Annotated in this window: 26 protein-coding genes; 8 read left to right on the top strand and 18 right to left on the bottom strand. The window is 71.7% G+C overall.

Features of this window, described 5'->3' with window-relative positions:
- Window positions 1–41 precede the first annotated feature (41 nt).
- On the top strand, window positions 42–368 hold the full coding sequence (locus Psi01_RS03790; RefSeq protein WP_204062504.1) for a flagellar basal body rod protein FlgB: 327 nt from the start codon (window positions 42–44) through the stop codon (window positions 366–368).
- 221 nt (window positions 369–589) lie between these two features.
- Here Psi01_RS03790 and Psi01_RS03785 read toward each other — a convergent pair whose 3' ends face one another.
- Together Psi01_RS03785 and Psi01_RS03780 are read right to left on the bottom strand one after the other, a co-directional pair.
- Complete coding sequence (locus Psi01_RS03785) at window positions 590–1,222, bottom strand: response regulator (RefSeq protein WP_204062503.1); 633 nt, start codon at window positions 1,220–1,222, stop codon at window positions 590–592.
- Window positions 1,223–1,324: 102 nt separating this feature from the next.
- Window positions 1,325–2,350, bottom strand: coding sequence for a sensor histidine kinase (locus Psi01_RS03780; RefSeq protein WP_204062502.1), 1,026 nt, complete (start codon window positions 2,348–2,350; stop codon window positions 1,325–1,327).
- Window positions 2,351–2,479: 129 nt separating this feature from the next.
- Here Psi01_RS03780 and Psi01_RS03775 point away from each other — a divergent pair, with 129 nt between their 5' ends.
- From Psi01_RS03775 to Psi01_RS03765, 3 genes are all read left to right on the top strand, one after another.
- Window positions 2,480–3,541 (top strand): hypothetical protein, encoded by a 1,062-nt coding sequence (locus Psi01_RS03775; protein ID WP_204062501.1) that lies wholly within the window; start codon window positions 2,480–2,482, stop codon window positions 3,539–3,541.
- A 184-nt stretch (window positions 3,542–3,725) separates the two neighbouring features.
- Complete coding sequence (locus Psi01_RS03770) at window positions 3,726–4,496, top strand: ABC transporter ATP-binding protein (protein WP_204062500.1); 771 nt, start codon at window positions 3,726–3,728, stop codon at window positions 4,494–4,496.
- A 2-nt stretch (window positions 4,497–4,498) separates the two neighbouring features.
- Window positions 4,499–7,009: an ABC transporter permease gene (locus tag Psi01_RS03765; protein WP_204062499.1), complete on the top strand. Its 2,511-nt coding sequence runs from the start codon at window positions 4,499–4,501 to the stop codon at window positions 7,007–7,009.
- Window positions 7,010–7,102: 93 nt separating this feature from the next.
- On the opposite strand, the gene Psi01_RS03760 is transcribed toward Psi01_RS03765, so the two are convergent.
- The 8 genes from Psi01_RS03760 to Psi01_RS03725 all read right to left on the bottom strand — a co-directional run bounded on the left by Psi01_RS03760 (window position 7,103) and on the right by Psi01_RS03725 (window position 14,040).
- A complete protein-coding gene (locus Psi01_RS03760) occupies window positions 7,103–7,372 on the bottom strand; it encodes an SUKH-4 family immunity protein (protein ID WP_204062498.1) in 270 nt (89 codons plus the stop codon).
- Window positions 7,369–8,118, bottom strand: coding sequence for a toxin glutamine deamidase domain-containing protein (locus Psi01_RS03755; RefSeq protein WP_239127028.1), 750 nt, complete (start codon window positions 8,116–8,118; stop codon window positions 7,369–7,371). The genes Psi01_RS03760 and Psi01_RS03755 overlap by 4 nt, the downstream gene beginning before the upstream one ends.
- Window positions 8,119–8,239: 121 nt before the next feature.
- The gene (locus tag Psi01_RS03750) at window positions 8,240–9,895 is read right to left on the bottom strand and encodes a molybdopterin-dependent oxidoreductase (RefSeq protein ID WP_239127026.1); all 1,656 of its coding nucleotides are present in this window, start codon (window positions 9,893–9,895) and stop codon (window positions 8,240–8,242) included.
- A gap of 162 nt (window positions 9,896–10,057) precedes the next feature.
- Entirely contained in the window at window positions 10,058–10,693 is a 636-nt protein-coding gene (locus tag Psi01_RS03745; RefSeq protein WP_204062496.1) for an XTP/dITP diphosphatase, read from the bottom strand.
- Window positions 10,690–11,406, bottom strand: a complete 717-nt coding sequence (gene rph / locus Psi01_RS03740) for a ribonuclease PH (protein ID WP_204062495.1) — start codon at window positions 11,404–11,406, stop codon at window positions 10,690–10,692. The genes Psi01_RS03745 and rph overlap by 4 nt, the downstream gene beginning before the upstream one ends.
- Window positions 11,407–11,411: 5 nt before the next feature.
- Window positions 11,412–12,164: an MBL fold metallo-hydrolase gene (locus Psi01_RS03735; RefSeq protein ID WP_204062494.1), complete on the bottom strand. Its 753-nt coding sequence runs from the start codon at window positions 12,162–12,164 to the stop codon at window positions 11,412–11,414.
- Window positions 12,165–12,275: 111 nt separating this feature from the next.
- Window positions 12,276–13,100, bottom strand: a complete 825-nt coding sequence (gene murI, locus Psi01_RS03730) for a glutamate racemase (RefSeq protein ID WP_204062493.1) — start codon at window positions 13,098–13,100, stop codon at window positions 12,276–12,278.
- 136 nt (window positions 13,101–13,236) lie between these two features.
- Window positions 13,237–14,040 carry a thioesterase family protein gene (locus tag Psi01_RS03725; protein ID WP_204062492.1) on the bottom strand — a complete coding sequence of 268 codons (804 nt, stop codon included), beginning with the start codon at window positions 14,038–14,040 and terminating at the stop codon, window positions 13,237–13,239.
- Window positions 14,041–14,503: 463 nt separating this feature from the next.
- On the opposite strand from Psi01_RS03725, the gene Psi01_RS03720 reads away from it, so the two are divergent.
- Window positions 14,504–16,399 carry a DUF3352 domain-containing protein gene (locus Psi01_RS03720; RefSeq protein ID WP_204062491.1) on the top strand — a complete coding sequence of 632 codons (1,896 nt, stop codon included), beginning with the start codon at window positions 14,504–14,506 and terminating at the stop codon, window positions 16,397–16,399.
- A gap of 120 nt (window positions 16,400–16,519) precedes the next feature.
- Here Psi01_RS03720 and Psi01_RS03715 read toward each other — a convergent pair whose 3' ends face one another.
- From Psi01_RS03715 to clpS, 6 genes are all read right to left on the bottom strand, one after another.
- Window positions 16,520–17,467, bottom strand: a complete 948-nt coding sequence (locus Psi01_RS03715) for a PLP-dependent cysteine synthase family protein (protein WP_204062490.1) — start codon at window positions 17,465–17,467, stop codon at window positions 16,520–16,522.
- A gap of 125 nt (window positions 17,468–17,592) precedes the next feature.
- Window positions 17,593–17,871 carry a MoaD/ThiS family protein gene (locus Psi01_RS03710; protein WP_204062489.1) on the bottom strand — a complete coding sequence of 93 codons (279 nt, stop codon included), beginning with the start codon at window positions 17,869–17,871 and terminating at the stop codon, window positions 17,593–17,595.
- Window positions 17,872–17,953: 82 nt separating this feature from the next.
- Window positions 17,954–18,091: a hypothetical protein gene (locus Psi01_RS03705; RefSeq protein ID WP_203875593.1), complete on the bottom strand. Its 138-nt coding sequence runs from the start codon at window positions 18,089–18,091 to the stop codon at window positions 17,954–17,956.
- A 58-nt stretch (window positions 18,092–18,149) separates the two neighbouring features.
- Window positions 18,150–18,566 (bottom strand): M67 family metallopeptidase, encoded by a 417-nt coding sequence (locus Psi01_RS03700; RefSeq protein ID WP_204062488.1) that lies wholly within the window; start codon window positions 18,564–18,566, stop codon window positions 18,150–18,152.
- Window positions 18,567–18,575: 9 nt separating this feature from the next.
- Window positions 18,576–19,100 carry a DUF2017 domain-containing protein gene (locus Psi01_RS03695; RefSeq protein WP_204062487.1) on the bottom strand — a complete coding sequence of 175 codons (525 nt, stop codon included), beginning with the start codon at window positions 19,098–19,100 and terminating at the stop codon, window positions 18,576–18,578.
- 33 nt (window positions 19,101–19,133) lie between these two features.
- The gene (gene clpS / locus Psi01_RS03690) at window positions 19,134–19,421 is read right to left on the bottom strand and encodes an ATP-dependent Clp protease adapter ClpS (protein ID WP_204062486.1); all 288 of its coding nucleotides are present in this window, start codon (window positions 19,419–19,421) and stop codon (window positions 19,134–19,136) included.
- A gap of 46 nt (window positions 19,422–19,467) precedes the next feature.
- Between clpS and Psi01_RS03685 the strand changes: the two genes are divergently transcribed.
- Both Psi01_RS03685 and Psi01_RS03680 read left to right on the top strand, forming a co-directional pair.
- Entirely contained in the window at window positions 19,468–20,751 is a 1,284-nt protein-coding gene (locus Psi01_RS03685) for a nicotinate phosphoribosyltransferase (protein WP_373872466.1), read from the top strand.
- Between the two features lie 4 nt (window positions 20,752–20,755).
- Window positions 20,756–21,331 carry an isochorismatase family protein gene (locus tag Psi01_RS03680; RefSeq protein ID WP_204062484.1) on the top strand — a complete coding sequence of 192 codons (576 nt, stop codon included), beginning with the start codon at window positions 20,756–20,758 and terminating at the stop codon, window positions 21,329–21,331.
- A 6-nt stretch (window positions 21,332–21,337) separates the two neighbouring features.
- Here the strand turns inward: Psi01_RS03680 and Psi01_RS03675 are convergent, their stop codons facing one another.
- Window positions 21,338–21,709 (bottom strand): hypothetical protein, encoded by a 372-nt coding sequence (locus tag Psi01_RS03675; protein WP_204062483.1) that lies wholly within the window; start codon window positions 21,707–21,709, stop codon window positions 21,338–21,340.
- Between the two features lie 207 nt (window positions 21,710–21,916).
- Here Psi01_RS03675 and Psi01_RS03670 point away from each other — a divergent pair, with 207 nt between their 5' ends.
- Window positions 21,917–22,450, top strand: coding sequence for a hypothetical protein (locus Psi01_RS03670; protein ID WP_204062482.1), 534 nt, complete (start codon window positions 21,917–21,919; stop codon window positions 22,448–22,450).
- A gap of 31 nt (window positions 22,451–22,481) precedes the next feature.
- Here the strand turns inward: Psi01_RS03670 and Psi01_RS03665 are convergent, their stop codons facing one another.
- Window positions 22,482–24,233, bottom strand: a complete 1,752-nt coding sequence (locus Psi01_RS03665; protein ID WP_204062481.1) for a DEAD/DEAH box helicase — start codon at window positions 24,231–24,233, stop codon at window positions 22,482–22,484.
- Between the last annotated feature and the right edge of the window lie 146 nt (window positions 24,234–24,379).

The raw sequence follows: 24,379 nt of genomic DNA, 5'->3' as shown, positions 1-24,379 counted from the left end.
ACCTCTGGGAGGATGCGATGTTTGACGGCACGGTGGTACAGATGCTCCATGTCGCCCTGGACGGGCTGTCCATGCGACAGCGGGTGGTCGCCGACAACATCGCGAACATCGAGACCCCCGGGTTCCTGGCCGGGCGGGTGCAGTTCGAACAAGAGCTGCGTGCCGCGATCGAGAAGGGGGACTCCCCCGCACAGGTGCGCCCCACCGTGGCCCGCTCCCTGGAGCCCACCCGCACCAACGGCAACAACGTCAACCTCGACCAGCAGACCCTCACCCACATGGACACCACGCTGCGCTATCAGCTGATGCTGCGCATCCTCGACGGCAAGTACAACGGCATCCGCCGGGTCATCGGCGGCCAGGGATGATCCTCTGGCGACCGTGACGCCTGCTCGGGCGGCGTTGCGGCCGGAGGTATGCCGGTCCGGGATGCGCAAGAGATCCCTTCTCGTGTGGCCCTCCAGCAGCCTGCCGCGATCTGTCCCCAGAGGAGGGATCGGCCGGGCGGATGCCCCTGGGCCCGCCCGTGAAGCGTGTGCGCGGTGGGCCGGGTGCCGCCCGTCCGGCGGGTACCGGTCCCGGTCGGCGCTCAGCCCATCTGGCCCGTGCTCCAGGCCCAGGCGGCGATGCCGACGCGGTTGGCGGCGCCGACCTTGCGCTGGATGTTGGCGATGTGCGTCTTGACCGTCCCGGGGCTGATCACCAGCTCGGCGGCGATGTCGGCGTTCGTCCCGCCGTGCGCGACGAGGCGGGCGATCTCCAGTTCGCGGGCGGTCAGCGGCTCGGCGGGCGACGGGACCGGCTCGGCGGGGACGCGCAGGCGGCGGAGCAGCCGGACGGTGATCTGCGGACTGATCAGCGTGTCACCGGCCATGGCCGCGCGGACCGCCTCGACGAGCAGGGCCGGGCCCGACCGCTTCAGCAGGAACCCGCACGCACCGTCGCGCAGCGCGGCGTGGACGTACTCGTCGAGGTCGAAGGTGGTCACCACGATCACCCGGGTCTCACCCGCCAGCAGCCTGGTGACCTTCAGCCCGTCGAGGCGGGGCATGCGGATGTCGGCGAGCACCACGTCGGGGCGCAGATGGCGGGCCTGCTCGACCGCGCTGCGCCCGTCGGCGGCCTCGGCCACGACGGTCATGTCGGGCTGGGCGTCCAGGATGAGCCGGAACCCGATGCGCACGTCCTCCTGATCGTCGGCGAGAAGTATCCGCGTGGTCATGCCGCCGCCCCCGTCCCGTGAATCCTCTTGATCACGCCTGTCGTCTCCGTTCCGCGGGTTCCCTGATCACGCTCACCGTCTCCGCCTCGTGGGTCCACCCGGTCATGCCGCCTCCGCGGGCAGGAGCGCGGTCACATGCCAGCCGTCCCCGATGGGGCCCGCCTCCAGCGACCCGCCCAGGATCTCGGCCCGCTCCGCCAGGCCGGCCAGCCCGAACCCGCCCCGGCGGGAGGCCTCGGAGTGGCCGCCGCCGTCGTCGGTGATCCGCACCCGCACGTTCCTCCCCTCCCGGGTGACCGCGACCTCCACCCGGGTCGCCTGTACGGCGTGCCTGCGCACGTTGGTGAGCGCCTCGGTCACCACCCGGTAGACGGTGGCGGAGGTCTCCCGTGACAGGTCCAGGCCGGGGGTCACAGTGAGGTCCGCCGCCGGAGAGAACCCCTCGACCAGGCTCTCCAGCCCTTCGACACCGGGCAGGCGGTGGTCGCTCCCGAGGGCGTCCTGCCGGTCGTGGAGCATCTCCACGGTCCTGTCCAGGGAGGCCAGCGCCCGCTGCCCGGCCTCCTCGATGCGCCGCAGCGCCTCGGCGACGGCGGGCGGCACCGGGCCGGCGACCAGCCGGGCGGCCTGCGCCTGGACGAGCATGCCGCCCACATCGTGGGCGACGTAGTCGTGCAGGTCACCGGCGAGGGCGAGCCGCTGCGCGCGCCTGGCCTCGGCCACCGCGCGGCGCCGGGCGCCGTCGAGGGAGCGCAGGTAGAGGCCCGCCCCTGCGGCCGCGATCGCGGGCAGGGACCAGGCCGCGCACGCCCCGGCCATCAGGAGCAGTTCGCCGGGCCACAGGACACGGACGAGTATCAGCGCGACGGCCAGTCCCGGCAGCGCCGTCACGACGGCGGCCCGCCGGCCCGGCGCACCCCGGGCCGCCAGCAGGACCAGCACGAGCAGCGGGACCGTCTCGACCATCATCCAGACGGTGGCCTCGGACTGCCGCCCCAGCAGCGGCTGAGCGGCGGTGATCGCGAGAGACACGGCCCCGGCCGCACCCGCCGCCACCGCGACGGGGACCCGCGGCGCGAAGACCGCGACCATCGCGGCCAGCGCCAGGCATGCCGAGATCACTTCCATGGCGCTGACTGTAGAGGGCGGCCGGGAGGAGCGGATCTCCCGGACGGCCGATCGAAGACGGCCGAAGCCGTACCGGATCCCCCGGATGGCGGATGGGACTCGCGCCCGTCCCCGGCCCACGCTGGGGCCATGGATACGACGATCACTCCAACGACGGCCCGCTGGTCCCGGTGGGCGGCCTACGCGGCGGGTGCCTGGTCGCTCGTCTACGGCGGGCTCGGACTCTGGTGGGCGCTCGGCGGGCGGGGCTTCCCCTTCGGGGAGGGCGACATCCCCGACGCCCGGGCCGAGTCGCTGCTCGGCGCCGCGACGGCGGCCGGGACCGCGCCCGTCATCGCCGTGCTGGGCGCCGCGGGCGCGCTGCTGGCGCTGGTCCTGGCCAGGGTACGGCTGCGCGGCGCTCCGCGGGCGGTGGCGCTCGTCCTGGCCTGGGCCGCCGCCCTCACCCTGACCGTTCTCGTCCCCGACCAGCGGGTCCTGGTCGCGGTGGCCTACGCGCCGATCGCCCTGGTCGGCCTGCCCTGGGGCTGGCCCCCGGCGAACTACTTCGAGACGGCGCTGCCGTGGCCGGTGCTGAACCTGATGATCTGCATGGCCGGAGGGGTGCTGTGGGGGGCGACGGCGCTGGCCTTCCAGCGTCGTTCCGCCGGGTGCTGCCAGAGCTGCGGGCGGGCCGAGGACGGGCACTCCGCCTGGACCCGGCCCGCCGCGGCGGCGCGCTGGGGACGCCGGGCGGCCTACGTCGCCTTCGCCATCCCCCTCTTCTACGCCGTGGTCCGGTGGGCGTGGGCACTGGAGATCCCGCTGCTGGTCCCCGACGAGGGCCTGCGGTGGCTGCACGAGACCGGCCTGGTGTGGGCGGGCGCCGGACTGGCGACGCTGGCCGCGCTCGGCGGCGTGCTCACGCTCGGGCTGGCGCAGCGCTGGGGCGAGGTCTGGCCGCGCTGGGTGGTCGGGCTGGCCGGCCGGCGGGTGCCGCCCGTCTTCCCCGTCACCTTCGCCTCGGTGATCACGGTCGTCCTGGCCTCGGCCGGGGCCACGGCCGTGCGCGTCACCGACTGGACCGACCCGGTCTCCTGGCTGGCCAACCCGATCACGTACTGGCCGCTGTGGGCGGTGGCCCTGGGCGTCGCCACCGCCGGCTATCACCTGCGCCGGCGGGGAAGGTGCCGCCGCTGCGGGCTGATCTGATCCGCGCCCGCCGCCGGACGGATCGTCCGAATGGCCGATGGAGGACTCACCCACTGGTCGCACCCGTGGGACGGGAGTGGCCCTGCGGGGGAGGTGAAGTCCGTCCACGAGTCCGATGGCCCGCGTTTCCCCTGGCAATAGCGTCTATCTCGTCATAAGGCATTCGTTTTCGGGAGAGACTGACGTGACTATCACCGGAGAGGTCGGTGCGTGGAACGCGCGGGGGAACGCGGCGCCCGCCGTGGTGGCCCGGGGCCTGACCAAGGTCTACGGCCAGGGCGACGCGGCCGTGCACGCCCTTCGGGGGGTGGACGTCTCCTTCGAGACGGGCGCCTTCACCGCGATCATGGGCCCCTCGGGGTCCGGCAAGTCGACGCTGATGCACTGCCTGGCCGGCCTGGACGCGGTCAGCGGCGGGAAGGTGCACATCGGCGACGTGGAGCTGACCGGGCTCAACGACAAGCAGCTCACGCTGCTCAGGCGTGAGCGGATCGGGTTCATCTTCCAGGCCTTCAACCTGCTGCCGACGCTGACGGCCGAACAGAACATCCGGCTCCCGCTGGAGATCTCCGGCCGCAAGGCCGACCAGGACCTGTTCGACCGGGTCGTGGAGACGGTCGGCCTGCGCGACCGGCTCGGGCACAAGCCGACCGAGCTGTCGGGCGGTCAGCAGCAGCGCGTGGCGGTGGCGCGGGCGCTGATCAGCAAGCCGCAGGTCATCTTCGCCGACGAGCCGACCGGGAACCTGGACTCGCGCAGCGGCGCCGAGGTGCTGTCGTTCCTGCGCACCTCGGTGCGGGAGCTGGGGCAGACGATCGTGATGGTCACCCACGACCCGGTCGCGGCCTCCTACGCCGACCGGGTGATCTTCCTGCGGGACGGCCTGCTGGTCAGCGAGCTCATGCGTCCCAGCCCCCAGTCGGTGCTCGACACCCTGATGAAGCTGGAGGCCTGAGGGTGCTGAAGACCACTCTGGCCGGGTTGCGGGCGCACAAGCTGCGCCTGCTGCTCACATCCCTGGCGATCATGCTGGGTGTGGGCTTCATCGCGGGCACGTTCGTGCTCACCGACACCATCGAGGCGGGTTTCCGGCAGAAGTTCGCGGCGGCGGCCGACAAGATCGACGTCGTGGTGCTGCCCGCGGAGGACGGGGGACGCGAGCAGCAGGCCGTCGGAGCGGAGCTGCTGGAGAAGGTCCGCGGCGTCGAGGGCGTGGCGGACGCGCAGGGCATCGTGCGCGGTACGGCGGCGCTGATCGGCAAGGACGGCAAGGCCGTCGGTGACTATCCGACCTCGGCGGTCTCGATCCCGGACGGCAGGCTCAACCGGACCGAGATCACCGGCGGCGCGGCGCCCAAGAGCGCGGCGGAGGCCGTACTGGACGAGAACACCGCCAAGACGCGCGGGTTCGCGGTGGGCGACAGGATCACCGTCCTGGACTCGAAGAACGTCAAGCACGAGTTCACGCTGGTCGGGCTGTTCGACGTCGGCGTGGACCAGGCGCTGGCCTACAGCGGCGCGGTCGGCTTCACCACCGACACCGCGATGAAGATGAGCGGCGAGAAGGACTTCCGCGAGATCGACGTGGCCGCCGCCGAGGGCGTGACCGCCGAGACCCTGCGCGCGTCGGTCGCCGCGGCCGTGGGCGCCCGGGGGGAGGTCAAGACCGGCGCGAAGCACGCCGAGGAGCTGGCCGCCGCCAACGGCGCGGACACGAAGATGCTGACCCTGGGCCTGCTGCTGTTCGGCCTGGTCGCGATGTTCGTCGCCGCCCTGGTGATCTACAACACGTTCAACATCCTGGTGGCCCAGCGGACCCGCGAGATGGCGCTGCTGCGCTGCATCGGCGCCACGCGCAGGCAGGTGTTCGGCTCGATCGTGCTGGAGTCCGCGGTGGTCGGCCTGATCTCCTCGGTGCTCGGCCTGCTGACCGGCCTGGGACTGGGGGCCGGGGCGCTGGCGGTGATCGGCCGGACCGGGCTGGACGTGCCCACCGACGGGGTGGCGCTGGCGCCCCGCACGGTCGCGATCGGGATGGTGCTCGGAATCGTCGTGACGATCGCGGCGGCGCTGCTGCCGGCCCGGGCGGCGACGCGGGTGGCGCCGATCGCCGCGCTGCGCTCGCAGGTGGAGGAGCAGACCTTCAGGACCGGGGTGGTCCGGGTCGTGTTCGCGGGGCTGTTCCTGCTGGCCGGGGTCGGCGCGACGGTGCTCGGGGTGACCCAGGAGCCGGGTGAGGCGGCGCTGTTCACCGTCATGGGCGGCGGCGCCCTGACCTTCCTGGCGGTGCTGATCCTCGGGCCGGTGCTGGTCAAGCCGCTCAGCGCGTTCGTCGGGTGGCTTCCCGGAAGACTGTTCGGCGTGCCGGGCAGGCTGGCGGTGGACAACTCCCAGCGCAACCCGAAGCGGTCGGCGACCACGACGGTGGCGCTGACCATCGGCGTGACGCTGATGACGCTGATCTCGGTGCTCACCGCGACGCTGCGGGTGACCTACAACGCCAAGCTCGACGAGCAGTTCCCGGTGGACTACCTGGTCGCCTCCCAGGGCGACCAGGGGGCCCTCCCCCGGGCGCTGGCCGAGGACCTGCGGACGAGGCCGGAGCTGGCCTCCGTGGTGGCGCTGCGCGCCGCCTCGGCGAAGATCGGGGGGAACGGCGAGTTCGAGGTCGGCACGTTCACCGCCGCCGCGGACTTCACCCCGAAGGCCGACACCGGTTCGTTCGGCGATCTGAAGCCCGGCACCGTGGCCCTGGCCGACTACGTCGTCAAGGACCTGAAGGCCGAGGTCGGCGACACCATCGCGGTGAAGACGACCGAGGACGGCACGGTGCGGCTCAAGGTGGTCGCCACGTTCCTCGGGGAGAACGCCCTGCTGCCCGAGGTGACCGTCCCCGAGCAGGATTTCGACCGGTACTTCGGCCCGCTGGGCGACGGCCAGATCATCGCCAACGTCAAGGACGGCGTGGCCGAGGAGAGCGCGCGCAAGGCGGTCGAGGCGGCGGCGCAGCCGTACCCGACGGCGAAGGTGGCCAGCTCGACCGAGATCCGCGGGGAGTTCGACGAGGCGCTCGACATGATGCTGATGATCATCACGGGCCTGCTCGGCCTGGCGATCCTCATCTCGCTGCTGGGCATCGCGAACACGCTGTCGCTGTCGGTGCACGAGCGCACCCGCGAGTCGGCCCTGCTGCGGGCGCTGGGGCTGACCCGGCCGCAGCTGCGCCGCATGCTCTCGGTCGAGGCGCTGGTCCTGGGCATCATCGGCGCCCTGGTGGGCGTGGCGCTCGGGGCCGTGTTCGGCTGGGCCGCGACGACGACGATGACCACCGGGGTCGTCTTCCAGCTCCCGATCCCGCAGATCCTGGCGTTCGTGGCGCTGTCGGGCCTGGCCGGGGTGGTGGCCGCGGTGCTGCCGGCGCGCCGGGCGGCGCGGGCGTCGATCGTCGGCTCGCTGGCCTCGGGCTGATCTCCGGCCCGGTGATCCGCGGGCCGGCCGGGGTTCACCGGCCTGCGGACCGATCACCTGCCCGGCGGCTCCGGACCGGTGGCCGGGACGTCCCTAACGGGGGCGGCGTCCCGGCCACTGGTCCGCGACGGTCTCGGGGTTGAGGAGGGGACGGATGTCGATCTCTCCGGTCGCCTTGTCGATCACGATGCAGCCGGCGCCGATGGTGTCGGGCAGCGCGGTCGGGTCGTCGGACTCGTTCTCCTTCGACCAGGCGACATAGCCCTCCTTGAAGGCATATATCCCGATCTCCAGCGCGGCGTCGTAGTGGCGGACCCCGTTGATGTACTCCTCGGCCACGGCCCGGGCCTGTTCGAGGTTCACAGCCTCCGCCCCTCCCTGTCGACGATCACGCAGAAGACCCCCGTCACGGCGTCGTAGGGCGGCTCGACGGCCATGTGACCGCGCTGGGCGTCGATCCAGATCACCTCTCCGCCGGAGTTGACCGCGTTCCAGGCGTGGCTGCCGCCGCTGGGCCACCGGGTGATCAGGAGCGCGGCCGCGCCGTGCCCGCCGGCCAGAAGCGTCTGCGCGACCATGGTGTAGGCGCGCTTGCCCTGCCCCGCGTGCTGGAAGCGCTGGCCCAGCCAGCGCTCGGCCCGTGCCGTGCCGCCGGTCTCCCCGGTGAGCAGCGGCTTCCCGATGCGGTCGTACTCGGGATAGCGGGGCGCGGCCACCGTCGGCACGCCGTACCAGGTCGACAGGACGGCCATCGCGCAGTCCATGGCGTTGGTCGCCCGGAACGGGTCGTCGGTCGAGCCCGCCCCGTTGATCAGCCGGATCCACATGCCGCGGGGGTCGGGGAAGCGCCGCGGCACCCCCTGCTCGTCGACCGGTACGGCCAGCGCGAGGTCGGCCTGCGCCTGCGGCTCCGGCCGCGCCAGCCCGCCCTCCATGCCGTACGGCCGGCAGCGGTCGAGCCGCGGCGGCCGCCAGGGCTCGCGCTCCGGCTCCCTGGGCGGCGCCACGACCACCGATGCCGGAGCGTCCAGCTCGAAGTCACGCCAGCGTTTCCCGTCCGAGGTCACAACCGGGTTGTAGATTCCTGCGGGCAGCAACCGTCGCGTCACGCGAATCCCCCTTCGCCCCACCCGTATCGCAGCCGATGGTAGGACGCCCGCCTGCGCGGCGTCGGGGAGTTGGCCATATCCGGACCGGCGGCATTCCACCAGCGGGAGGTGGAGGGGGAGGTCAGGCGACGTTGACCCTGATCGCATGCCAGCCGGTGGCGCCGTCGGGGGCGACCGGGGCCTGATCGGAGGTCTGGGTGTAGCCGGTGGCGTCGGTGGCCCGCACCTCGATGGTGTGCTCGCCGGGGGTGGCCTCCCAGTCGTCGATCACCCACTGGCGCCAGGTGTCGGCCGTCGGCGCCTCCGCCAGCCTGGCCTGACGCCACGGCCCCCGGTCGATCCGCACCTCGACGGCGTCGATCCCCTTGTGCTGGGCCCAGGCCACGCCCGCCACGGTCGTCCGGCCCACCGGAACGGTCGCGCCGGACTTGGGCAGGTCGATGCGCGACTGCGTCTTGATCGGCCCCTTGGCCGACCAGCCCCGGGGCGTCCAGTACGCCTCGTCCCGGTCGAACCGGGTGACCTTGATCTCCGTGACCCACTTCGTCGCCGAGACGTAGCCGTACAGCCCCGGGACGACCTGACGGGCCGGGAAGCCGTGGTCGACGGGCAGCGCCTCGCCGTTCATCGCGATCGCGAGCAGCGCGTCGCGGCCGTCCATGACGACGTCGGCCGGGGTGCCGCAGGTCCAGCCGTCGGCGGAGGTGCTCAGGAGCATGTCGGCGTCCTTGTGCACGCCCGCCTCGCGCAGGATGTCGGCCAGACGGGCGCCGAGCCAGCGGGCGTTGCCGATGTACGGCCCGCCGACCTCGTTGGAGACGCAGCAGAGCGTGACGTCGGCCTCCACCATGGGGCGCCGCATCAGGTCGGCGAAGGTCAGCTCGATCGGCCGGTCGACCATGCCGTGGATCTTCAGGGTCCAGCTGCCGGGCTCGACCTTGGGGACGATGATCGCGGTGTCCACCCGGTAGAAGTCGGCGTTGGGGGTGAAGAAGGGCGACAGGCCCCTGATCTTGAGGTCGCTCCCGGCGGGGACCGGCTTGGCCGCGGTCGCGGGCGACGGCAGCGTCAGGCCGACGCGGGCCTGGTCCACCTCGGCGCCGCCGGACAGCAGCCGTCCCGCCGCACCGGCGGCCCCGGCCATGACCACCCCGCTGAGCAGGCCGGTCAGCAGCCCGCGCCGGTCGAAGGCGCGCAGGTCGTCCCCGGCGCGCATGATCGGCGGAGCCGTCACGACCGTCCCCTCCTCCCCGGGCGCCGGGTGGAGACCCGCCTCGCTCTCGGGCTGCGGGGCGGCGGTTCCGGCCTCCGCCGTGCCGGACCGGCCCGAGCCGGGGGCGGCCGAGCGGCGGACCAGCCGGGAGAGGGCCACCATGCCGGCGCCGACGCCCGCCAGGATCGGGAGGACGTCGAGCAGCCCCGCCTCGGGACGGGTCAGCGACGCCGCGAGGCCGATCGCGCCGAGGACGACCAGGCCGGCGTGGCCGTACCGGAGATCGCGGAAGGCCAGGACGCCGATCCCGGCGGCGAAGGCGGCCAGGACCACCGAGACGCCCGAGATCAGGACGGCCTTGTCGGCCTCGCCGAAGGTCCTGATGGCCCAGTCCTTCAGCCAGGACGGGGACAGGTCCACGACGGCGTCGCCGACCGTGAGGACGGGGAAGGCCGAGGCCTTCACGACCCCGGCGACCAGCCATGACACCCCGAGCGCCACGGCCCCCGTGACCAGCCCGACCAGCGCGGCGGCCCATGCGGGCACGCCCCTGTAGCTCTCCATGCTGCAGACGCTACGCCCACCGGGGGCCGGAGGTTCTTACGCGCCGATTACGGGACATGATCGACATCGGCCCGGGGCGGCGCCGGACGGAGGACCCGGCCGTGATCGGGGCGAGCGCCGGATCAGGCGGAGGGCCCGGCCGCGATCTGGGCGGGCGCCGGATCAGGCGAAGGACTCGGCCATGATCGGGGCGAGTGCCCGGAAGGCGCGTCCCCGGTGGCTGATGGCGTCCTTCTCGTCGGGGGACAGCTCGGCGGTCGTCCGGGTCTCGCCCTCGGGGACGAAGATCGGGTCGTAGCCGAAGCCGCCGGTCCCGCGCGGGGCGTCGATGATCACGCCGCGCAGCGCGCCCTCCACCACCCGCTCCTCGCCCGAGGGCCACGCCAGCGCCGCCGCGCACGCGAAGTGCGCCCCCCGATGCTCCCGCGGCACGTCGGAGACCTGGGCCAGCAGCAGGTTCAGGTTCGCCTTGTCGTCGCCGTGCGTGCCGGACCAGCGGGCCGAGAAGATGCCGGGCATGCCGTTGAGCGCGTCCACGCACAGGCCGGAGTCGTCGGCGATGGCCGGCAGGCCGGACAGCCGGGCCACGGTGTGCGCCTTCAGCAGGGCGTTCTCGGCGAAGGTCAGGCCGGTCTCGGCGACGTCGCCGATCTCCGGGAACTCCTCCAGGCCCACGATCTCCACCGGCACCGAGGCGCCGGCCAGGATGCGGCGCAGTTCGGTGATCTTCCCGGCGTTCCTCGTCGCCAGCACGACGCGGCGCGCTCCGTTCCCCTCGGAACCGTCACCCCCGCTCATGCCAGCGCCCCCTTCTGCATCCGGGTCAGCTCGGCGCAGCCGGCGACGCCGAGGTCGAGGAGCTGGTCGAGGGCGGCCCGGTTGAACGGCCTGCCCTCGGCGGTGCCCTGGACCTCGACGAACTCCCCGGAGCCGGTCATCACGACGTTCATGTCGGTCTCGGCCGCGACGTCCTCGCTGTAGCACAGGTCGAGCAGCGGGGTGGAGCCGACGACCCCGACCGACACGGCCGCGACCGAGTCGACCAGCGGGTCGCCCTTGCACATCTTGCGCTCGCGCATCCAGCGGACCGCGTCGACCAGCGCGACGTACGCGCCGGTGATGGCGGCGGTACGGGTGCCGCCGTCGGCCTGGAGCACGTCGCAGTCGATCAGGACGGAGTTCTCGCCCAGGAGCTTGTAGTCGACGCAGGCCCGCAGGGAACGGCCGATCAGGCGGGAGATCTCGTGGGTCCGGCCGCCGATCTTGCCGCGCACCGACTCGCGGTCGTTGCGGGTGTTGGTGGCCCGCGGCAGCATGGCGTACTCGGCGGTCACCCAGCCCTGGCCGCTGCCCTTGCGCCAGCGCGGCACGCTGTCCTGCACCGAGGCGGCGCACAGCACCTTGGTGCCGCCGAACTCGATGAGCACCGAGCCCTCGGCGTGGGCGAGCCAGCCGCGGGTGATCTTCACCGGGCGGAGCTGATCGGGGTTACGTCCGTCTGCACGAGCCATGGACATCACCCTAGGTCATACACCGCCCCGCTCCGCGCGAGCTCGATCGTTCCGTCGAACCCCCCGCGGGAGGCGTCGTCGAGGATCCGGTTCCGGTCGTACCAGGGCACCAGGTGGGTGAGCACCAGGGTGCCCGCCTCGGCCTGGGCGGCGTGCTCGGCGGCCTGGCGGCCGGACAGGTGCAGGTCGGGCTGCAGGTCCGGCAGGTCGAGGAAGGACGCCTCGCACAGCAGCACGTCGGCGTCCTTGGCCAGGGTGACCAGCTCGGCCGACTCGCCGGTGTCGGCGGAGTAGGCGATCGAGCGGCCGCCGTAGGAGATCCGGAAGCCGTAGGTCTCGACGGGGTGGTTCACCCGCGCGGCGGTCACCTCGAAGGGACCGACCTCGAACACGCCGGGCGAGAGCCGGGAGAAGTCGAAGGCCGTCTCCAGCCCCGGCTCCTCGGGCATGCCGTAGGCCGCGGCCAGGCGCCGGGAGGCGTCGGCGGGCGCGTGGACGGGGATCCTGCCGAACGGGCCCTCCGGGGAGTAGGTGCGCACCACGTGGTACGGGCACAGGTCGAGGCAGTGGTCGGCGTGCAGGTGGGACAGGCAGATGGCGTCCACGTCGTAGAGGCCGATATGTCGCTGGAGCGCTCCCAGAGCGCCGTTGCCGAAGTCCACCAGCATCCGGAAGCCTTCGGCCTCCAGCAGATAACACGACGAGGGACTGTCCGGACCGGGGAAACTTCCAGAGCACCCGATGATGGTCAACTTCACGGCGGCCTCCTGTTCGTTGCGGCGCAGCGCGTCGCGGCTCGGGCGCGGCAAACCGGCGCGCCCTCACATGTTCCCTGTGTTCCGGCTCGCCCCCTCGCGGCCGGGTCACTTTTACGGGCGGTGCCCGTTGCTCCCGGCGTCTCCCACCGCCGCGAGTTCGACTGCCTGGATCTCCGGTCCGAGGAAGCGCCGCCCGAGCTGGGCGAACAGTGCGCCGTCGCCGGTGGCGCGGAACCGGTGACGGGGTGATGTCCCGGTCGCGGCCGCCAGGCCTCGGTCGTGCAGGATCCGGAAGACGTCCTTGGCGGTCTCGTCGGCGCTGGACACCAGGGTCACGCCGTCTCCCGCCACATATGAGATGGGCCCGGCGAGCAGCGGATAGTGCGTGCACCCCAGGATGAGCGTGTCGCAGCCGTCGGCGAGGATCGGCTCCAGATAGCCCCGGACGACCTCGATGAGCTCGTCGCTCATCGTCTCGCCGCGCTCGACGAACTCCACCAGCCGGGGTGCGGCCACCCCGGTCAGCCGGACGTCGGGAGCGGCGGCGAAGGCGTCGTGATAGGACATCGACTCGATGGTGGCCCGGGTCCCGATCACGCCGACCCGTCCGTTGCGCGTGGCCTGCGCGGCCCGGCGGGTGGCAGGCTGGATGACCTCCACCACCGGCACGTCGTACCGCTCACGCGCGTCGCGCAGCACCGCCGAGCTCGCGCTGTTGCAGGCGATCACCAGCATCTTGACGTCGTGCTCGACGAGGTGGTCCATCACCTCCAGGGCGTACGCCCGGACCTGCGCGATCGTCTTGGGCCCGTACGGCTGCCGCGCGGTGTCGGCCACGTAGAAGATCGATTCACTGGGCAGCTGGTCGATGACGGCCCTGGCCACCGTGAGACCGCCCACACCGCTGTCGAAAATTCCGATGCTCGCTTGCGACACGGTTCCCAAGGTTAGGCGACGGGTGACGAACGCTCACGGTAAGAATCCTCACAACGCATGTTGCATCGCTCACGTATCAGGGCTCCGGGCCGTCACCCGCCCACGGCCCGGAGCCGCCACCCGCGGCCGCGGCGGGTCAGCCCCGGCCGACGCGGGCGAGCTGACGCGACTGGGCGACCAGCCGGCCGGCGGAGTCCCAGACCTCGACCTCCTCGTCGAACCAGCCGTCGCTGATCATCCGGCCGCTGCCGAGCAGGGTGAGCAGGCCGGGGGCGGGCAGCGCGCGCAGGTGCCAGGTGAGGTCCACGGTCGGGGCCCAGCCGCGGGCTCCGGCGGAGAAGACCACCGGCGGCAGGGCGTCCACCGCCAGGGCCAGGATGTAGGGGTCGGGGTCCTGCGGCTCGGCCATCCGGAAGTAGGCGCGGCCCTCGGGGCGGCCGGTGGGACTGCCGGTGAGCCAGCCGATGGTGGGCGGGTCGAACGCCATGTCGATCTGGGCGTTGAACGTCATGTTCGACTCGGGCTTGGGGTCGGGCAGCTTGACGCACTCCTCGACCGGGGGCATGGCCGCCGCGGGGGCGTCCGTCCAGTCGGGGGTCGCGTCGGTGAGGGTGGCGGTGGTGACGAGGGTCTCGATGAAGGCCTTCTCGCCCTGACCGTCCCCCTGGACCAGGGTCGCCCGGGTCATCGTCGCGGTGCGGCCGGTCTTGATCTGCTCCAGCCGTACCCGCGCGGGACCGGGCACGGGCGCGCGCAGGAACTGGGCGCTGGTGGTCACCGGGTGCTCGTGCGGGGAGGAGTCCACGACCGCGCGCAGGATCACGGCCATCAGGTAGCCGCCGTTGAGCGGCCCGCCGATCGAGTAGCCGGGGTCCAGGCACACGTCATAGGTGGTCTCGTCGACCCGGATCGCCTGCGTCGCCTCGTCGAACTTCGTCATCTGCTGTCCACTGCCTCGCTTCACCCGGCGGTCCGGGTCCCGGCGCCACCCGGTCACCGCGGCGTCGGCCCCCGCTCCCGGCGAGGTCACCGGGCATCGGAGGGGCGCTGTCCCGAACCTTATTCTAGTGAGGCCACTTTACCCATCCGGCACGGCGCGCGTCTCCCCCGGTTCCCGCCGCGAGCGGGACGAGGGCCCGTCAGGCGCAACAGACCCGACAAGTCGCTCACTTAACATTTTTGTCTAGATTTTCCCTTCTATGACGATGTAAGGGGTGTCACATAAGGCATCCTCGAACTGCATGTCTCGGGACGGTGATCCAGGCCGGAGAGTGCCGGGCGGCGGTCGGAGCAGGGTGAATCCCTGTTAGATGCAGCAAAGCCGCAGTTAGTTCGATGCAAGTGATTCGCTAGAGACGTGCACTAACTTCTAAGCATCCGCGAAGTCCACATTGTGAGTGAGCATGCCTGCCAACAATCCCCCCGACCAGTCCCCCGGATCGGGCCCCCAGCCTGACAGGACGATCGCATACCGTCGGAACGAGGGTGCGCAGCAGCACGAGCAGCCGCACACCCAGGCCTACCCCCAGGGCTACCCCCAGCAGGGCGGTTACCCGGCCCAGGGCGGCGGTTACCCGCAGGGCCAGTCCGGATACCCCCAGGGCGCGGGCGGCTACCAGCAGGCCCCGCCTCCTTACCCCCAGCAGTCCCAGCCCGCCTCCGCCTACCCGCAGCAGAACTACGGGCAGCAGGCCCAGTACGGCCAGCAGCAGCAGTCGTACGGCCAGCAGGCCTACGGGCAGCAGGGCCAGCAGGCGCAGTACGGCCAGCAGGCCTACCAGCAGCAGGGCTACGGCCAGCAGGCCGGCTGGCAGCAGCAGAACCCCGAGTTCCTCGGCGCCGCACAGCCCTCCGCCCCGCGTAAGCGCGGCAAGAAGGGCTGGCTGGTCGCGGTGGTCGCCGCGCTGGTCGTGGCGCTGATCGGCGGCGGCGGCGCCTACGCGTTCAACCTGCTCAGCGGTGGCGGCACCCAGCCCGACCAGGTGCTTCCCGGCAACGCCTTCGGCTACGTCCGCGTCGACCTCGACCCGGCCGCGAACCAGAAGCTGGCGCTGTTCGAGATCGCCAGGAAGTTCACCGTCACCAAGGACTCCTTCAGCGGCGACGACCCGCGCAAGTCCCTCTTCGACATGATCAAGAAGGACAGCCAGGACCTCAGCAAGGTGGACTACGCCGCCGACATCGAGCCGTGGCTCGGCTCCCGCGTCGGCGCGGCCTTCCTCCCGCCGGCCAAGCAGGGCGAGGACCCCCGCGCCGTGGTGGCCGTCCAGGTCACCGACCAGGACAAGGCCAAGGCCGGGATCGCCAAGCTGATGGGCGACGAGAAGTACGGCATCGCCTTCCGCGAGGACTACGCGCTGATCACCCCCACCCAGGCCGAGGCCGACCAGGCCGTCTCCGCGGCGCCGCTGTCGGAGAACGCCAACTTCACCTCCGACCAGAGTGACCTGGGCGAGACGGGCGTCCTGTCCTTCTGGATGGACGCGGGCAAGGTCGCCGAACTCGCTCCCGAGCTGGCCACCCAGGACCCGGCCACCCTGGCCAAGATCAAGAACCTCCGCGTGGCCGGTGCGCTCCGCTTCGACGGCAGCTACGCCGAGGTCGCCGGCATCGCCCGCGGCGGGCAGGCCCTGGACATGGGCGAGCCCGAGCCCTCCCAGATCGGCCGGCTCCCGGCCACCACCGCCGCCGCCGTCTCGATCTCCGGTCTCGGCGACGCGCTCGGCAAGCAGTGGGCCGAGGTCATGAAGACCCTCAACCAGAGCGGCAACGGCCAGAGCTTCCAGCAGTTCGTCGACCAGGCCCAGCAGCGGTACGGCCTGGCCCTCCCGGCCGACCTTGTGACGCTGCTCGGCAAGAACCTCACCGTGGCCCTCGACGCCAACGGCCTGGACGGCAACGCGCCCAAGTTCGGCGCCCGGATCGCCACCGACCCGGCCAAGGCCCAGGAAGTCGTCGGCAAGATCGAGAAGTTCCTGGCCGACTCCGGCACCGCCGTCCCGCAGATCGCCAAGGTTCCCGGCGACGGCGTCCTGGTCCTGGCCAGCTCGCAGGAGTACGCCGCCGAGCTCGCCAAGGAGGGCACGCTGGCCGACAGCGAGACCTTCAAGCTCGCGATCCCGAACGCCGGCGAGGCCACCTTCGCGGCCTTCGTCGACCTCGACAAGATCGAGAAGTTCTACCTGGAGAACCTCCAGGGCGACGAGAAGGCCAACGCCCAGGTCCTGCGCGCCGTCGGCATCAGCGGCTCGCAGAACGGCGGCGACGCGGACTTCTCCCTGAGGGTCCTGTTCAACTAGTACGGCCCGACCGGCACCACGACGGTCACAAGACGAAAGGGCGGGCGTCCCGGCTGGGGCGCCCGCCCTTTCGTCTTCGCTTCCGTCTCCGCGCGTCCGGTCAGGCCCGGAGCCGGACCGTCAGGCCCAGAGCTGGCCCTCCAGCCGCTCCTCCGCCTCGTCCAGCGTGCCCTCGTAGGCGCCGGTGGACAGGTACTTCCACCCGCCGTCCGCCACCACGAACGCGATGTCGGCCCGCTCGCCGGCCTTGACCGCCTTGGCCGCCATGCCGAGCGCGGCGTGCAGGGCCGCCCCGGTGGAGACCCCGGCGAAGATGCCCTCGGCGGCCAGCAACTCCCTCGTCCGGCGCAGGGCGTCACCGGAGGAGACCGAGAAGCGCGTGGTCAGCACCTCCGGGTCGTAGAGCTCGGGGATGAAGCCCTCGTCCACGTTGCGCAGGCCGTACACCAGCTCGCCGTACCGCGGCTCGGCAGCGACGATCTTGACGTCGGGGACGCGCTCGCGCAGGAACCGGCCGACCCCCATCAGGGTGCCGGTGGTGCCGAGGCCTGCGACGAAGTGGGTGACCGTCGGCAGATCCTCCAGGATCTCCGGGCCGGTCGTCTCGTAGTGGGAACGCCAGTTGGCCGGGTTGCCGTACTGGTAGAGCATCACCCAGGACGGGTTCTCCGCGGCCAGGCCCTTGGCGACCCGGACCGCCTCGTTGGAGCCGCCCGCCGCCGGGGAGGAGATGATCTCCGCTCCCCACATGCGCAGCAGCTGGCGGCGCTCCTCGGAGGTGTTCTCCGGCATCACGCAGATCAGCTTGTAGCCCTTGAGCTTGGCGGACATCGCCAGCGAGATGCCGGTGTTGCCGCTGGTGGGCTCCAGGATCGTGCAGCCCGGCCGGAGCAGCCCGTCCTTCTCCGCTTGCTCGATCATCCACAGCGCGGGACGGTCCTTGATCGAACCGGTCGGATTGCGGTCTTCGAGCTTGGCCCAGATCCGCACGTCCTCCGACGGCGACAGGCGGGGCAGGCCGACCAGGGGAGTACGGCCGACCGAGTCGATCAGCGATTCGAAACGCATGAGAGCTGGCTTCCGCTCCGTGATGGCAGACGTCGAGGTGGCCGACGCCGCGATGGCAGACGTCGTGGTGGCGGACGGCGGGCGCCCGCGTGCCCCGCCGGGGGTCGCCGGCGGCGCGGGCGTGCCTAGCGGGAGCCGCCGGCCACGGCGGGCAGGACGGTGACGGTGTCGCCGTCGGCCACCGGGGTCTCCAGACCGCCGAGGAAACGCACGTCCTCGTCGTTCAGGTAGACGTTCACGAAGCGGCGCAGGGCGCCCTGGTCCACCAGCCGGGCCTGCAGGCCGGGGTGGCGGGACTCCAGGTCGCCGATCAGCTCCTCAAGCGTGGAACCCTGGGCGTCCACGGCCTTGGCGCCGTCGGTGTAGGTGCGCAGGATGGTCGGGATGCGGACTTCGATGGCCATCTCGGATCAGTCTCCTCAAGTCGTCGGGTGACGCCACCGGATCAGAACACCGGCTGGCGAAGGGGGATTCCAGGACTGCCGGTCAGCGACAGTCGTAGACGACGGCGAAGGGAGTATGCCCGAACAGGAAGTTCTGCACGGGCGCGAGACCGGCGTGCCGCACCCGGACACCGGGACGTGCGCGCACGACGTCCTCCAGGGTCGGGTCGGCGGTCGACATGATGGTCAGTTTACCCAAAGGGGTGCTTACCCCCCACGGCCGTCCCAGGTGCCGGACATCACACCGGGACGATCACGACCTCTTCCTCGGTCACCACGCCCTCGACGATCCGGTACGAGCGCACCTCCGCCTTCTCCCCCAGCTCCTCGCGCGTGGAGACCAGCACGTAGTGGGCGTTCGGCTCGGAGGCGTAGCTGATGTCGGTGCGCGAGGGGTAGGCCTCGGTCGAGGTGTGGGAGTGGTAGATGACCACCGGCTCCTCGTCGCGGTCGTCCATCTCGCGCCAGACCCGCAGCTGCTCCATGGAATCGAAGCGGTAGAAGGTCGGCGACCGCTCGGCGTTCTCCATCGGGACGAACCTGACGGGGGTGTCGGAGCCCTCGGGTCCCGCGATCACGCCGCACGCCTCGTCCGGGTGGTCGGCCCGGGCGTGGGCGATCATCTTGTCAACCAGTTCCTGCGAGATCGTGAGCATGCCTGGAAGCTACCAAAGGGCGCGGACCAGGGTGTCCTGGAGGTAGGTCAGCCAGTCGTAGGTGACGAAGGCCGGATAGCGGGGATCGTCCTCCGGCATCCCGGCGATCTCGTCGTGGACCTCCTCGGTCACCTCCAGCCGGGTGCCCAGCGCGAGGCGCACGTCGTTCAGCGCCCGCATCCACGACTGCGCCTGCTCGGCGGTGAGCTCCACCCGGCCGGGGACCGCGCTGTCGAGCATGGTCTGCGCGTCGGCCCGCTTGGCGTCGCGCAGGGTCGCCTCGGTGTAACGGCGGAACTCCGCCGACAGCGCGTCGTCCTCGTAGGCCGAGGGGAACAGCCGGGCCAGCACCGGATCGGTGGGCTCCTCGGAGGAGCCGATGCCCAGGGCGCGCTCCAGCGGATCGTCACCGGTCGTCCCCGGCTCGATCAGGTCCAGGATCTGCGTCATCAGCGACCGCAGGACCGAGACCTCCGCGACGTCGAAGTCGGCGATCACCGTGCCGCCGCGCCCGGCCTTGAACCCGCTGCTCATCGCCCGCCCATCACTCCCGCTCGCGGCCTCGGCTCACGAGTCCTGCTGCACGGTGGCCCACAGCCCGTAGGAGTGCATGATCTGAACGTCACGCTCCATCTCCTCGCGGGTGCCGCTGGACACCACCGCCTTGCCCTTGTGGTGCACGTCGAGCATCAGCTTCTCCGCCTTCTCGCGGGAGTAGCCGAAGACGGACTGGAAAACGTAGGTCACGTAGGACATCAGGTTGACCGGGTCGTTCCAGACGATGGTCAGCCACGGCAGATCGGGCCGGACGTCCGCCGAGGGACGCTCGACCTCCATCGGAGCAGTGCTACCCACATCCACCAGTCTGCCCTACCCCGGGCTTAGTCTTCGACTCGTGACGATGAGCATGAGCACGGCGTTGCTGACAGATCACTATGAGCTGACAATGGTACAGGCGGCACTGCGGAGCGGGGCCGCATCGCGACGGGCGGTGTTCGAGGTTTTCGCCCGCCGGCTGCCCGGGGCGCGGCGCTACGGGGTGGTCGCCGGGACCGGCCGGGTGCTGGACGCGCTGGAGTCCTTCCGGTTCGGCGACGACGAACTCGCCTTCCTGCGCGACAACCGGGTGGTGGACGCCCCGACCCTCGACTTCCTCGCCTCCTACCGTTTCCGCGGCCGGGTGTACGGCTACCGCGAGGGCGAGTGCTACTTCCCCGGCTCCCCCATCATGACCGTGGAGGGCACCTTCGCCGAGGCCGTGCTGCTGGAGACGCTGATCCTGTCGATCTTCAACCACGACTGCGCGATCGCCACCGCCGCCTCCCGGATGGTCCACGCCGCGGGAGCCCGGCCGATCATCGAGATGGGCTCGCGCCGCACCCACGAGTCGTCCGCGGTGGCGGCCGCCCGCGCCGCCTACCTGTGCGGGTTCGCCGCCACCTCGAACCTGATGGCCGGCCACGTGTACGGCGTGCCGACCACCGGGACCGCGGCCCACGCCTTCACGCTGCTGCACGACTCGGAGGAGGAGGCCTTCCGCGCGCAGCTCGACTCGCTCGGCGCGGGCACCACTCTGCTGGTGGACACCTACGACGTGGAGCAGGCCGTACGGACCGCGGTGGAGCTCGCCGGGCCGGACCTGGGCGCGATCAGGCTCGACTCGGGCGACCTGGGCGAGGCGGCCCACGAGGTGCGCGCGCAGCTCGACGCCCTGGGCGCCCACCACACGCGCATCCTGGTCACCGGCGACCTCGACGAGCACGCCATCGCCGCCCTGGCCGCCGCGCCGGTCGACGGCTACGGCGTGGGCACCTCCCTGGTCACCGGCTCCGGCTCGCCCACGGCGGCCCTCGTCTACAAGCTCGTGGCCCGCGAGGACGCCTCAGGGGACATGCAGGCGGTGGCCAAGAAGTCGGTCGGCAAGCCCAGCCGGGGCGGGCGCAAGAACGCCTTCCGCCGGTTCGACGAGACAGGCGCGGCGGCCGCCGAGGTGGTCACCGTCTCCGACGTCCAGCCGCCCGACTCCCGGCCCCTGCAGGTGATGCTGGTCGACGGCGGCGAGGCCGTCGGCCGGGAGAAGCTCGACGACTCCCGCGCCTGGCACCGCGAGGCCTTCGGCGAGCTGCCCTCCACGGCCCATCAGCTGTCCCGGGGAGACGTCGCGATTCCGACCGTGTTTGACTAGGCCCATGGCAACCGCGCTGATCATCGTCGACGTCCAGAACGACTTCTGCGAGGGCGGCAGCCTCGCGGTGGCCGGAGGGTCCGAGGTGGCCGCCGCGATCTCCCGGCACGCCGCCTCGCACGCCTACGACCACATCGTGGCGACCCGCGACTTCCACCTGGACCCGGGCGACCACTTCGCCGCCGAACCCGACTTCGTGATCACCTGGCCCGCGCACTGCGTGGCCGGGACGCCGGGGGCCGACTTCCACCCCGCCTTCGACACCGGCCGCGTCGAGGAGGTGTTCAGCAAGGGCGCCTACGCGGCCGCCTACAGCGGCTTCGAGGGCTCCGCCCCCGACGGCACGAGCCTGGCCGCCTGGCTCTCCGCACGCAAGGTGCACGCGGTGGACGTCGTCGGCATCGCCACCGACCACTGCGTGCGCGCCACCGCCCTGGACGCCGTCGAGAACGGCCTGGCCGTCCACGTCCTCCTGGACCTGACCGCCGGCGTCGCCCGCCAGACCACCGAGGCCGCCCTGGCCCAGCTCGACTCGGCCGGAGTCGTCCTGACCGGCGCCCCGGTGGTCCGCGCCCCCTGACGTCTCTCAGCTCGCGGGCATCCCCAGGAACCCGATGATCCTGTCGAGCTTCCCGTCCATGGTCCTGAAGTCCCGCTTCAGCCCCGAGACGTCCGTCTTCAGCGCCGAGACGTCCTGCTTGACCTCGACCATGTCGTTCTTCAGACCCGAGACGTCCGTCTTCAGATCCGAGACGTCCCGCTTCAGTCCCGAGACGTCCTGCTTGACCTCGGCCATATCCGTCTTGAGAACTGCGACGTCGATCTTGAGGTCCTCGACCTTCCGGTCAACCTTGTTGAGGTCTTCCTTCGTGGCGAGGGTGTCCATCCTCATCATGATCTGCTCGAACATGGGAGCCACGTATTCCCTTATTTCAGCGCGGATGATCTCCTGCAACATGCGTCTTCTTTCTTGAGAGTACCGGGCGCCGTCGGAGGGGGCCGGAGCCATGACACCGGAGGGGCGGCAAGAACACTACCGGGATCGGGCACTCCAGGTACGGAATCGGTCACGCCGAGTGAAGCAACGGGTAAACGAATCCACTACCTGCAGGGACAGGAGTATCACCGAGAGTTGATATCTCCTATCCCGCGGTGGTGACCTCACATGCTCGTGCTCGGTGTCCTGTGGATGATCCTGTCTCCCCTGTGCCTGTGGCTGCTGTTCCGCGGCCGCACACCGGCCAGGCTGGGCGGGCTTCTCACGCTCGCCGGGCTCGAGGTGGCCACGATCTGGATCACCGTCGGGACCGGGACGGAGGCGCCGCTCGCGCTGGCGGCCAGCGCTCCGCCCGCCGTACAGGCCGAGCGGCCCGCGCCGTGTGCGGTGCGGGTGCCCGCGCCGCAACAGGCCAGGCTGGTCAAGCGCGGCGGGGAGCTCCACTCGGTGACTCTCTCCTGGCCGGCGACGGCCGGCGAGTGCAGCACCGCGACCGTCCGCCTGCACCACGCGCACAACCGGATCAAGGTGTGGGTGCAGGAGGGGCCGGCGGGGCGCCCGTCCGCCGGCGCCCGGGCGGTCCCGGTCACCGTGGCGGGCGGTACGGCCTCCACAGAGGTCCGGCTCGTCCCGCCGCTGCCGGGCGGGAAGGGCCTCACCGCAATCGACGGCCGCACCGGCCGCCCCATCGCCCTGTACTGACCTCTCCGGGAGCCGGCGGGTGGTCCGGTTCCTACCGCGATCTCTGGGTGGCCCAGTGGCGGATCTTGTCGATCCGCTCCTGGATCTGCTCGGCGGTGGCCTGGGCGATGGCCGGACCGCCGCAGGCGCGGCGCAGTTCGGCGTGGATGACGCCGTGAGGCTGGCCCGTGCGGTGGTTCCACGCCCCGACCAGGCCGTTGAGCTCCCGGCGCAGGTTCGCGATCACTTCGTGCGGGGTGAGCTCGGGCTCCTTGGGCTCGGGCTTGTTCCGCTTGGCCTTGAGCTGGTCGGACTGCCGCTTGCTCAGCAGGGTGCGGACCTGGTCGGGCTCCAGCAGGCCGGGCAGGCCGAGGAAGTCCTCCTCCTCCGGCGACCCGGGCTCGGCGGCGGCGCCGAACTCGCCGCCGTCGAAGAGCACCCGGTCGAAGGTGGCGACCGCCTCCAGGGTCTCGAACGGCAGCTCGTCGCCGACGACGTCGGGGTTGTCCTTCTTGCGGTTGGCGTCCTCGAGGAGGAAGTCGTCGAGCCCCTCCTCGGGGAGCTTGCGGTCGAGCACGTGGTCGCGCTCGGCCTCCATCTCCCCGGCCAGGCCCATCAGGGTCGGCACCGAGGGCAGGAACACCGAGGCGGTCTCGCCGCGCTTGCGGGCGCGGACGAAACGGCCGACGGCCTGGGCGAAGAACAGCGGGGTCGAGGTGCTCGTGGCGTAGACGCCGACGGCCAGGCGGGGGATGTCGACGCCCTCGGAGACCATCCGGACCGCGACCAGCCAGCGGTCCTGCGACCCGGAGAACTGCTTGATCTTCTTGGACGCCTCGGGGTCGTCGGACAGGACGACCGTGGCCCCCTCGCCGGTGATCGTGCGGATGTGCCGGGCGTAGGCGCGGGCCGTCTCGTGGTCGGTGGCGATCACCAGGCCGCCCGCGTCGGGCACGCCTCTGCGCACCTCGGTCAGCCGCCGGTCGGCCGCGTGGAGCACCTGCCGGATCCAGTCGCCCTTGGGGTCGAGGGCGGCCTTCCAGGCCTGGCCGAGCTGGTCCTTGGTGAGCGGGGTGCCGAGCGTCGCGGCGATCTCGTCGCCCGCGCGGGTGCGCCAGCGCATCTCCCCCGCGTAGGCGAGGAAGATGACCGGCCGCACGACGCCGTCGGCCAGCGCCGGGCCGTACCCGTAGGAGTAGTCGGAGACGCTCCTGCGCACCCCCTCGCCGTCCTCGGCGTAGGTGACGAACGGGATGGGGTTCACATCGGAGCGGAAGGGGGTGCCGGTCAGCGCCAGGCGACGGGCGGCGGGCTCGAAGGCCTCGCGCACTCCGTCGCCCCAGGACTTGGCGTCGCCCGCGTGGTGGATCTCGTCGAAGATGACGAGCGTCTTGCGCGCCTCCGTGCGGGCGCGGTGCAGGGCCGGGTGCATCGAGACCTGGGCGTAGGTCACCGCCACCCCGGTGTAGTCACGGGAGGTCGCGCCCTGGCTGTTCTTGAACTCGGGGTCGATCGCGATGCCGACCCTGCCCGCGGCCTCCGCCCACTGCCGCTTGAGGTGCTCCGTGGGAGTGACGATCGTCACAGCCCTGACGATGCCCCGGGACAGCAGGTCGCTGGCGATCCGCAGCGCGAAGGTGGTCTTTCCCGCGCCGGGGGTCGCCACGGCCAGGAAGTCACGCGGCTCGCGCCTGAGGTAGAGGTCGAAGGCCTCCTGCTGCCACGCGCGCAGCTTCGGCGCGGTGCCCCAGGCGGCCCTGTCGGGGTATGACGGCGACAGGTGGGAGGCGGCGGAAGTGCTCATGCGCCCCTCCTCGCCCGGGGGGTCATCGGGGCACTCGCAGCGCTGCTGTGTCTGATGGCTCGCTCGCTTCGCTCACTCACAATTCCCCCAGAGTAATCGCCGCCGCCGACAAGACGTGCCGATCGTCCGAGATCCTCGCCAAGGTC

Origin of the sequence: Paraplanobispora siamensis, from assembly GCF_016863175.1 — a bacterium.
GTDB classification, from domain to species: Bacteria; Actinomycetota; Actinomycetes; order Streptosporangiales; family Streptosporangiaceae; genus Planobispora; species Planobispora siamensis.
Note: the sequence above shows the minus strand (reverse complement) of the source record. Positions and strands in the feature narration are given on the sequence as shown.